Origin of the sequence: Mesorhizobium sp. M7A.F.Ca.US.014.04.1.1 (genome assembly GCF_003998745.1) — a bacterium.
Lineage (GTDB): Bacteria > Pseudomonadota > Alphaproteobacteria > Rhizobiales > Rhizobiaceae > Mesorhizobium > Mesorhizobium ciceri.
In genome coordinates this window covers 1-7,236 of the sequence record NZ_RZRW01000294.1, presented here as the reverse complement: position 1 = coordinate 7,236, position 7,236 = coordinate 1, and the positions used below count along the sequence as shown (strand labels likewise).

7 protein-coding genes and 1 pseudogene are annotated in these 7,236 nt (G+C 63.0%); 3 read left to right on the top strand and 5 right to left on the bottom strand.

Annotated features, from left to right (window positions below; translation table 11 throughout):
• Together EOA22_RS19485 and EOA22_RS19480 are read right to left on the bottom strand one after the other, a co-directional pair.
• Positions 1-197 (bottom strand): annotated as a pseudogene (locus EOA22_RS19485) (MFS transporter); the annotation flags it as partial.
• 126 nt (positions 198-323) lie between these two features.
• Complete coding sequence (locus EOA22_RS19480) at positions 324-782, bottom strand: Lrp/AsnC family transcriptional regulator (protein ID WP_063168771.1); 459 nt, start codon at positions 780-782, stop codon at positions 324-326.
• Positions 783-952: 170 nt separating this feature from the next.
• Between EOA22_RS19480 and EOA22_RS19475 the strand changes: the two genes are divergently transcribed.
• On the top strand, positions 953-1,687 hold the full coding sequence (locus tag EOA22_RS19475; protein WP_013530159.1) for an AzlC family ABC transporter permease: 735 nt from the start codon (positions 953-955) through the stop codon (positions 1,685-1,687).
• Positions 1,684-1,983, top strand: a complete 300-nt coding sequence (locus tag EOA22_RS19470; protein WP_013530160.1) for an AzlD family protein — start codon at positions 1,684-1,686, stop codon at positions 1,981-1,983. The genes EOA22_RS19475 and EOA22_RS19470 overlap by 4 nt, the downstream gene beginning before the upstream one ends.
• A gap of 6 nt (positions 1,984-1,989) precedes the next feature.
• Here EOA22_RS19470 and EOA22_RS19465 read toward each other — a convergent pair whose 3' ends face one another.
• The 3 genes from EOA22_RS19465 to EOA22_RS19455 form a co-directional block, all read right to left on the bottom strand.
• Positions 1,990-4,563, bottom strand: a complete 2,574-nt coding sequence (locus EOA22_RS19465) for a polynucleotide kinase-phosphatase (protein WP_063168770.1) — start codon at positions 4,561-4,563, stop codon at positions 1,990-1,992.
• The gene (locus EOA22_RS19460; protein WP_244514334.1) at positions 4,560-6,002 is read right to left on the bottom strand and encodes a 3' terminal RNA ribose 2'-O-methyltransferase Hen1; all 1,443 of its coding nucleotides are present in this window, start codon (positions 6,000-6,002) and stop codon (positions 4,560-4,562) included. Before EOA22_RS19460 ends, EOA22_RS19465 begins: the two co-directional genes overlap by 4 nt.
• Before the next feature lie 104 nt (positions 6,003-6,106).
• Positions 6,107-6,742: an FMN-dependent NADH-azoreductase gene (locus tag EOA22_RS19455; protein ID WP_024505492.1), complete on the bottom strand. Its 636-nt coding sequence runs from the start codon at positions 6,740-6,742 to the stop codon at positions 6,107-6,109.
• A gap of 113 nt (positions 6,743-6,855) precedes the next feature.
• Between EOA22_RS19455 and EOA22_RS19450 the strand changes: the two genes are divergently transcribed.
• Positions 6,856-7,236 (top strand): LysR family transcriptional regulator (locus EOA22_RS19450; protein WP_164755644.1); only part of this gene is annotated, 381 nt, incomplete at its 3' end.

Genomic DNA, 7,236 nt, shown 5'->3' with positions numbered 1-7,236 from the left:
ATCGCGCCCCAGGCGAAGCCGCCAAGGCCCATCACCAGGAAGTTGAGCGTCATGGCGCTCGAAATGCCGGCGCGCGACCAGTTGGTGTCGATCGCCATCGGCTCGAGAAAGATCGCCAGCGAAAACATCGTCCCGATGGCGACACAGGACATCAGCGCGCCAGCCGCGACGATGACCCAACGATAGGAAAAGCTCATTCAAATCTCCCATGCCAGAGGGCAGCGCTCAGCGCTGCTTGCATCCGAAGGACGCCGGCAGCGAGGCTGATCCTACAATCCGGTTGCATTTTTTATCCAGTCTGGCCCGACGCCGTTTTCAGCAGATCAGACCGGCAGTTCCGACGTGTATTTGATCGTTTGGCTGGGGACGTCGGTCTTGACGTTCTGCACGCCCTTGATGCGGCTCAGATGCTCCGACTGGAAGCGGCGATAGTCGTCGATGCCGGCCGCCACCACGCGCACCATGGCGTCGCAATCGCCGAGCATCAGATAGCACTCCATCACCTGCGGCAGCTTGGCGACTTCGGTGGCGAAATGCTCGATCGTGTCCTCGTCCTGCGTCTTCAGCCAGATGCGGGTGAAGAAGGTCAGACCCTTGCCGATGCTGGCCGGGTTGAGCACGGCGACGTAGCGGTCGATGACACCGGCTTCCTCCAGCAGCTTCACGCGACGCAGGCAAGGCGATGGCGACAGCCCGACCTCATTGGCCAGATCGTTGTTGGCCATGCGGCCGTCGCGCTGCAGCGCCCGCAGAATCCGCTTGTCGATCTCATCCAGCTTCATGGCTACAGATTCCATCTATTCGAAAATTTGTAACATAAAATGCCAGAACTCGGCGAAATACAACAATCTCCGCAACCAAATTGCGGACCGATTTCGGTATGTTTGCTGCCGACATCAGTTGATTTCAAACGCAGAGAAGCGGCGGCCGCGAGGTCAGCCGATGAAGACACATGAGCATTTCACAGGCAGTCGAGACGGTGGCAGATGGTTCGAAATCCGAATTCCGCCGTGGCGTGGCGTCCTGCGCGCCGGTGCTGTTCGGCACCATCCCCTATGCGCTGGTGCTTGGCGCCCAGGCGACGCAGAAAGGCTTGAGCACGGTCGAACTGTCTGCCATGACAGGGCTGAACTTCGCCGGCGGTTCGGAGTTCGCGGCGATCCAGTTGTGGACGTCGCCGCCGCACATCGTGCTCATCGTCGCCATCACCTTCCTGGTCAACAGCCGTCACCTGCTGATGGGGGCGGCACTGGCGCCGTTCCTGCGCGACCTGCCACGGCGCAAGGTGTTTCCGGCGCTTTTCCTTATGTGCGATGAAAGCTGGGCGCTGGGCTTGGCCGATGCCAAACTGCGTGCTGCAGCCGGCATCACGCCGGCCTTCAGCCCGCGCTACTATATGGGCGCGGCGCTGGCGATGTATCTCACCTGGGTGGCCTTCACCACGCTGGGTGCCTTGCTCGGTCCGATGCTTGGCCATGTCGAGACCTATGGTTTTGACATGGCGTTCCCGGCTGTCTTCCTGGTGCTGATGCGCGGCATGTGGACGGGTATGGCGGCGGCGCGGCCCTGGCTGGTCAGCCTGGTCGTTGCAGCACTGGTCTATCTCTTCGTTCCCGGTGCCTGGTATGTCGCCGCCGGCGCCATGTCGGGTCTGGTCGCGGCCTGGCTGATGGCAGGTGATGCATGATTGATGCCGTGACCCTTCTCACCATCGTGCTGATGGCCGGCGTCACTTATCTGACGCGGATCGGCGGCTATGTCGTCCTACGCAACCGCACGCTGGGCGCCCGTGCCACGGCTGTGATGGAAGCTGCGCCCGGCTGCGTGCTGATCTCTGTCATCGCACCGGCCTTCGTATCGAAGTCCCCGGCGGATCTTCTGGCGCTGGCTGTTACTCTGGCAGCCGCCACGCGGTTTTCCATGCTGCCGACCGTGCTGATCGGGGTCGCTTCGGCGGGGTTGCTCAGGCATTTCATTGGGTAGTCTAGACTACAGCCTTGGATCTATTGGCTCGCTCTCCAGCGCCAGGACGCCGAAAACACACTCGTGGACACGCCGTAGGGGCTGCCTGGCGACAAACCGCTTCAGCGCCTCGTGACCGAGCGCGAACTCCCGGAGCGCCAGACTACGCTTGCCACCTAAGCCTCGTTCCCGCAGGCGCACGAGATTGTCCGGTGCGTCGTATTCAGGGCCATATATGATGCGCAGATACTCCCGGCCGCGCACCTTCAGCGCCGGCTGGATAACCCCCTTCTTGTTCCGGCTGACGAAGTCGCGCGGCTTCACCACCATGCCTTCGCCGCCCGAGCCGGTCAGCGTCTCCCACCAGGCAACAGCCTCGGCACAAGCGCCGGCGTCGGCCAGATCTACCACCCGCCATTGTGTTCGCGTTACCACGCCGGCAGCCAGGCGCTCTGCAAGTGTCATGTGCCAAACGTGGTCATGATCGAACCAGACACGTCCCTCGCTGGCGAGCAGGTGGAATGGTGCGACCTTCAGGTCCTCGATGCCCGAGACAGGCCACACGTAAGGCGCCCAAGCGGTAGCGTATCTGGCCGCGCGCGCGGCCCGGTCCTCAAGGCGAGCGTCCAGCGAGGCCGCATCGATGCCACGCGCCATCGCACGGGCCAGCGCCTCGCGACTGGCTTGGAGGCCTGCGGCCGCAGACGTCGCTACTGGTGCATACTGGCTTTCAATCAGGCTGCTGGCCTTGGCCGACCAGGGCATGATCTCGGCGTCCAGCAGCAGCCAATCGCTGTTCAATTCCTTCCATAGGTCCACAGCCTCGACTCTGGCGCGGAGGCGGGCGAGCAGGCCCTCCGTCATGCCAGTGCCGTTGAAAAAGGAGCGTCCGGTCCGGGTCCAGATCGCGCCGGTCTCGTCGCCAGGGACCCCGAACCGGTCGCGCGCCGCCTGTGCGTCTCGGCACAGCGCGATGACTGCCCGCGAACCCATGTGCTTCTCCTCGCAAACGATTTGGGTGACGCCACGCTCGCGGAAATGGGCGAAGGCCTCCTCGGGGCGCTCCAGCCAGCCGCTTTGGCTGCTGGTCTCCGATGGCGACATCGTCGGTGGCAGATACATCAACCACTGCGGCGACAATGCGAAACGGCTCATCACCTCAAGTGCTGCCGACGCGTTCTCCTCGGCCACAACGACCCGGCCCCTCAGTTCGGTCTCGATCCAACGTCGACCAGAGACATCCTCATAGTCGAGCACCCCGTCGGCGTCGGCCTGTGCCGATCTGCCCAGACCGGAGGATCCACCTAGTGGGCGCACCGGTTCGGACCAAGTCTGGATTGCCGGCACCTCGACCAGTTCGCGTTCCGGCCAGCGCAAGGCCGTCAGTTTGCCGCCGAACACGCAACCGGTGTCGATACACAGCGTGTTGTTGACCCATTCGGCCGACAGCACCGGCGTGTGCCCGTAGACCACGGCGGTCTTGCCGCGATAGGCGGCAGTCCAATCGGCACGGACGGGCAGGCCGAATTCGTCGATTTCGCCAGTGGTTTCGCCATAGAGGGCGAACTCGCGCACAGCGCCGGAGCCACGTCCGATCATCTCTTCCTTGAGGCCGGCATGGGCGACGGCGAGGCGTCCGTCATCCAGCCAGACGTGGCTGCGCAGGCTGTCGAGGAAGGCCGGCAAAGCCTCTCGCAGGCCGCGATCCTGAGCGTCCAGCTGATCGATGGTTTGTTGCAGGCCGTGGGCAATCGTCACCTTGCGGCCCTCCAGCCAGCGGCTGAGCTTGCGTTCGTGATTGCCCTGGACACAGTAGGCGGCTCCGGCCGCGACCATGCTCATGGCGATGCGCAAGGTGTCGGGCACGTTGGGACCGCGATCGACGAGGTCGCCGACAAAGACGATCTTGCGGCCTTCCGGCGGTGTCACAGCGACGATTCGTTCGCCATGATCCTCGGACCAGGCGACGCTGTAACCGAGTTGAGCGAGCAAGGCCTGAAGTTCATCGGCGCAGCCGTGGATGTCGCCTATGATATCGAACGGACCGTGGTGGTCGCGCTTGTCGGTCCACAATGGCTGGCGCGTGACCCTGGCGGTGTCGATACTGGCCTCGCTGGTAAGCTTCCAGACCTGGCGGAAACCTTCGCGTTGCAGCCCGCCGAGGCCCTTGCGAATTTCGGTGGTCATGCGCTGGACCACGCCGGCGCCGAACGGCCGGTCGGGTCGCAACGCGTTGCGAGCGACGCAGACGTCGACACCTGGATCGATGACCACGGCGACCGGCAAGGTGTGCCACTTGCGCGCAAGTTCGATCCAGGCCTTGCGGTCAGCGGCTCGCACGTTGGTGGCATCGATGACGGCCAGCTTGCGATACTTGAGCCGTTTGCTGGCAATCTCGCGCGCCAAATCGAAGGCATCTGCCGAGACATCCTGATCAGTCTCGTTGTCGCTGACTAGCGCGCGGCAGCGATCCGAGGAGATGATTTCTGTCGGCAGGAAGTGCCTGGCGGCGAAGGTCGACTTGCCTGATCCCGTCGATCCGATCAGCACGACCAGGGCGAAGTCAGGGATGGCGAGATCGGTCTTGTCGGGCTCTCTCATCGGGTGAACACCGCCATCTGTGTCGGCGCCCCCAGGACTGGGTGCACGGCTCCGATGTCGCTGAATGCGGCGCTGTAGCCATAGGCCTTGCCGATCCGGGCCGCCCAGGCTTCAAACCGAACGCGGCTCCATTCGAAACGGTGATCCGGATGGCGAAAGGCGCCGGGAGCCAGATTGGGAAACAAGGCGTTATAATCGGCGTTGGGCGTGGTCACGATCACGGTTTTGGGCGCCGTCTCGCCGAAGACAACACGTTCGATTAGGGGCAATCTGTCTTCGTCGAGATGCTCGATGACCTCCACCAACACGGCAACATCAGCTTCTGCCCAGCGGCTGTCGCGATATGTCAGCGATCCATGCATCAGCGTGACACGGCCTTCGGGCGGTCCGCCGAACTCGTTCAGCTTGAGACGCTTGGCAGCCCGTTCCAGCTCACGAACGGCAGGGTCGAGTCCGAACATCTTGTGGACCCATCGTTCGCGCACGAGCCGATAGAGAAGCTTGCCTTCGCCGCATCCCAGATCTGCAATACTGGTCGCGCCGGTCGCGCGGATGGCTCGGACCACTGCGTCCATGCGCAGGTCATTCAGTCGGATGGGCGCCTCGAGCGCTTCCTCGGGCGCAATCCGGGCTTCGGGAGGCAGGGCCTCACCAGCCGTCTCGGGAGCCAGTCGCTCTAGGGCGATGCGGGCCAACGCACCCCGGTTGCGCAGATAACGGCGCACGATTAGGTCTTTGGCTGGGTGGTTTTCCAGCCAGCCTTCGCCTTTGGACAGCAGCTTGTCGATCTCGGCCTCGCCAACCCAGTAGTGCTTGGCGTCGTCCATCACCGGGATCAGGACATAGAGGTGATTGAGCAGGCTGCTTAGCCGGCCGGTGCCGGTCAGCCTAAGATGACCGTATCGGGGGCCGCCTGTGTTGGATCCAATAGTTTCGATCGGTGTCAGGTCAACGGACCATCCCAAGGGTTCGAACAGACCCCGCACGAGAGCCTCGCCGCCGCGCATCGGCAGCGGGGTCACCACGGTTTCGAGCGGCAGGTCGCTGTCGGCCAGTTGCTGGCGTTCCTTTGATATGCCGGTCATCGCGGTTCGCAGCGCCTTATTCAATGCCACTGACAGGAAGGACGATGCCGCATACGGGCGGTCGTTCACATACTGGTCCAACAAGCCTTCTGCCTGCCCCTTGCCTCGCACTAGCCCTATAGGGTCGACGTCTAGCAGAAGTACGGCCTCGCAACGCTCGTCGGTCGCTTCCGGATAGAACAGCCAAGCCTTGCCGAAGGATAGGTCAGTCTCGTGCAGACGTTCGGGGTGCTTGTGCAGCAAGAAGCCGAGATCTGTGGCCGGACGTTGCGTTGTAGCGACGGAAAGGAACATCGGCGACCGATAACGCAGAACAGCAGAATAACCAATGGCGTTGCGCTGCAATTTATCCAACGCAATACATCCATTTTCCACACGTAACTTTGTCGCGCCGCCAAGAAAAAGGCAGGCGCGTACGCGCCTGCCTTTTTCAATTTCGGGTGGGTGGCCGCAGCGCCTTATGCGGCAGCCGCGACGTCCCGGCTGGCGGCCACGACGGCGTCGACCTTGGCGGTCGCCTTGGCGAGCGCTGCTGTCACCGCGTCAGGGCCCATGCCGACACCTTCGATGCGGATGACATCGACATCGGTCATGCCGAGGAAGCCGAGCACGCCACGCAGGTAGGGAATGGCGTGATCGAACTGCACGGCCGCACCTTCCGAATAGATGCCGCCGGAAGCCAGCACGATATAGACCTTCTTGCCGGTGACCAGACCCTTGGGGCCGTTCTCGCCATAGGCAAAGCTCTTGCCGGAGCGGGAGATGTGGTCGACCCATGACTTCAGGGTCGAGGAGATGTTGAAGTTGATGAAGCCGGTGGCCAGGATCACCGTGTCGGCGGCGAATAGCTCGTCGAGCACGACATCGGAGACGCCGACGACTTCAGCCTGGCGCGGGGTGCGCGCTTCGGCCGGGGTATAGATGCCCGTCGCATAGTCGGCATCGATGTGCGGCAACGGATTGGCGACGAGGTCGCGCACGACGAGCGTGTTCGACGGATCGGCGGCGACGAGCTTTTCGGCGAATTCGGTGGCGATGCGGGTCGAATGCGAGGCAGCGCCGCGCGGGCTCGAAGTGACAAGAAGAATGGACATTTTGGGCTCTCTCCAGCGGTTGGAATGATTTGTCCCGCCAGATATGGGGCTTTCGATCCATTCAATAAACTGGTATATTTTCTATACGATCCATCCATAAGTTGGATATAACGATGCAGCCCAACCCGACGCTCGATCAACTTCAGATCTTTGTGACAGTCGCCGAAGCCGGCAGCTTCTCGGCCGCCGGCCGCAAGCTCAACCGGGCACAGTCCGTCATCAGCTACGGCATCGCCAATCTCGAGGCGCAGCTTGGGCTGAAACTGTTCGAGCGCGAGGGCACGCGCGAGCCGCAATTGACGGAGATCGGCCGGGCAATGCTGGAGGACGCACGGCGCATGATCGGCGTGCTGCAGCGCATCCGCTCGCGCGTCGACGGCCACCACCAGGGGCTCGAGGGCGAGGTCGCGCTGTCGGTCGACGCGACGCTGCCGTCCCCGGCGCTGGTTCGGGTGCTGAAGGCATTCGAGGCGCAGTGTCCGACCGTGGTGCTG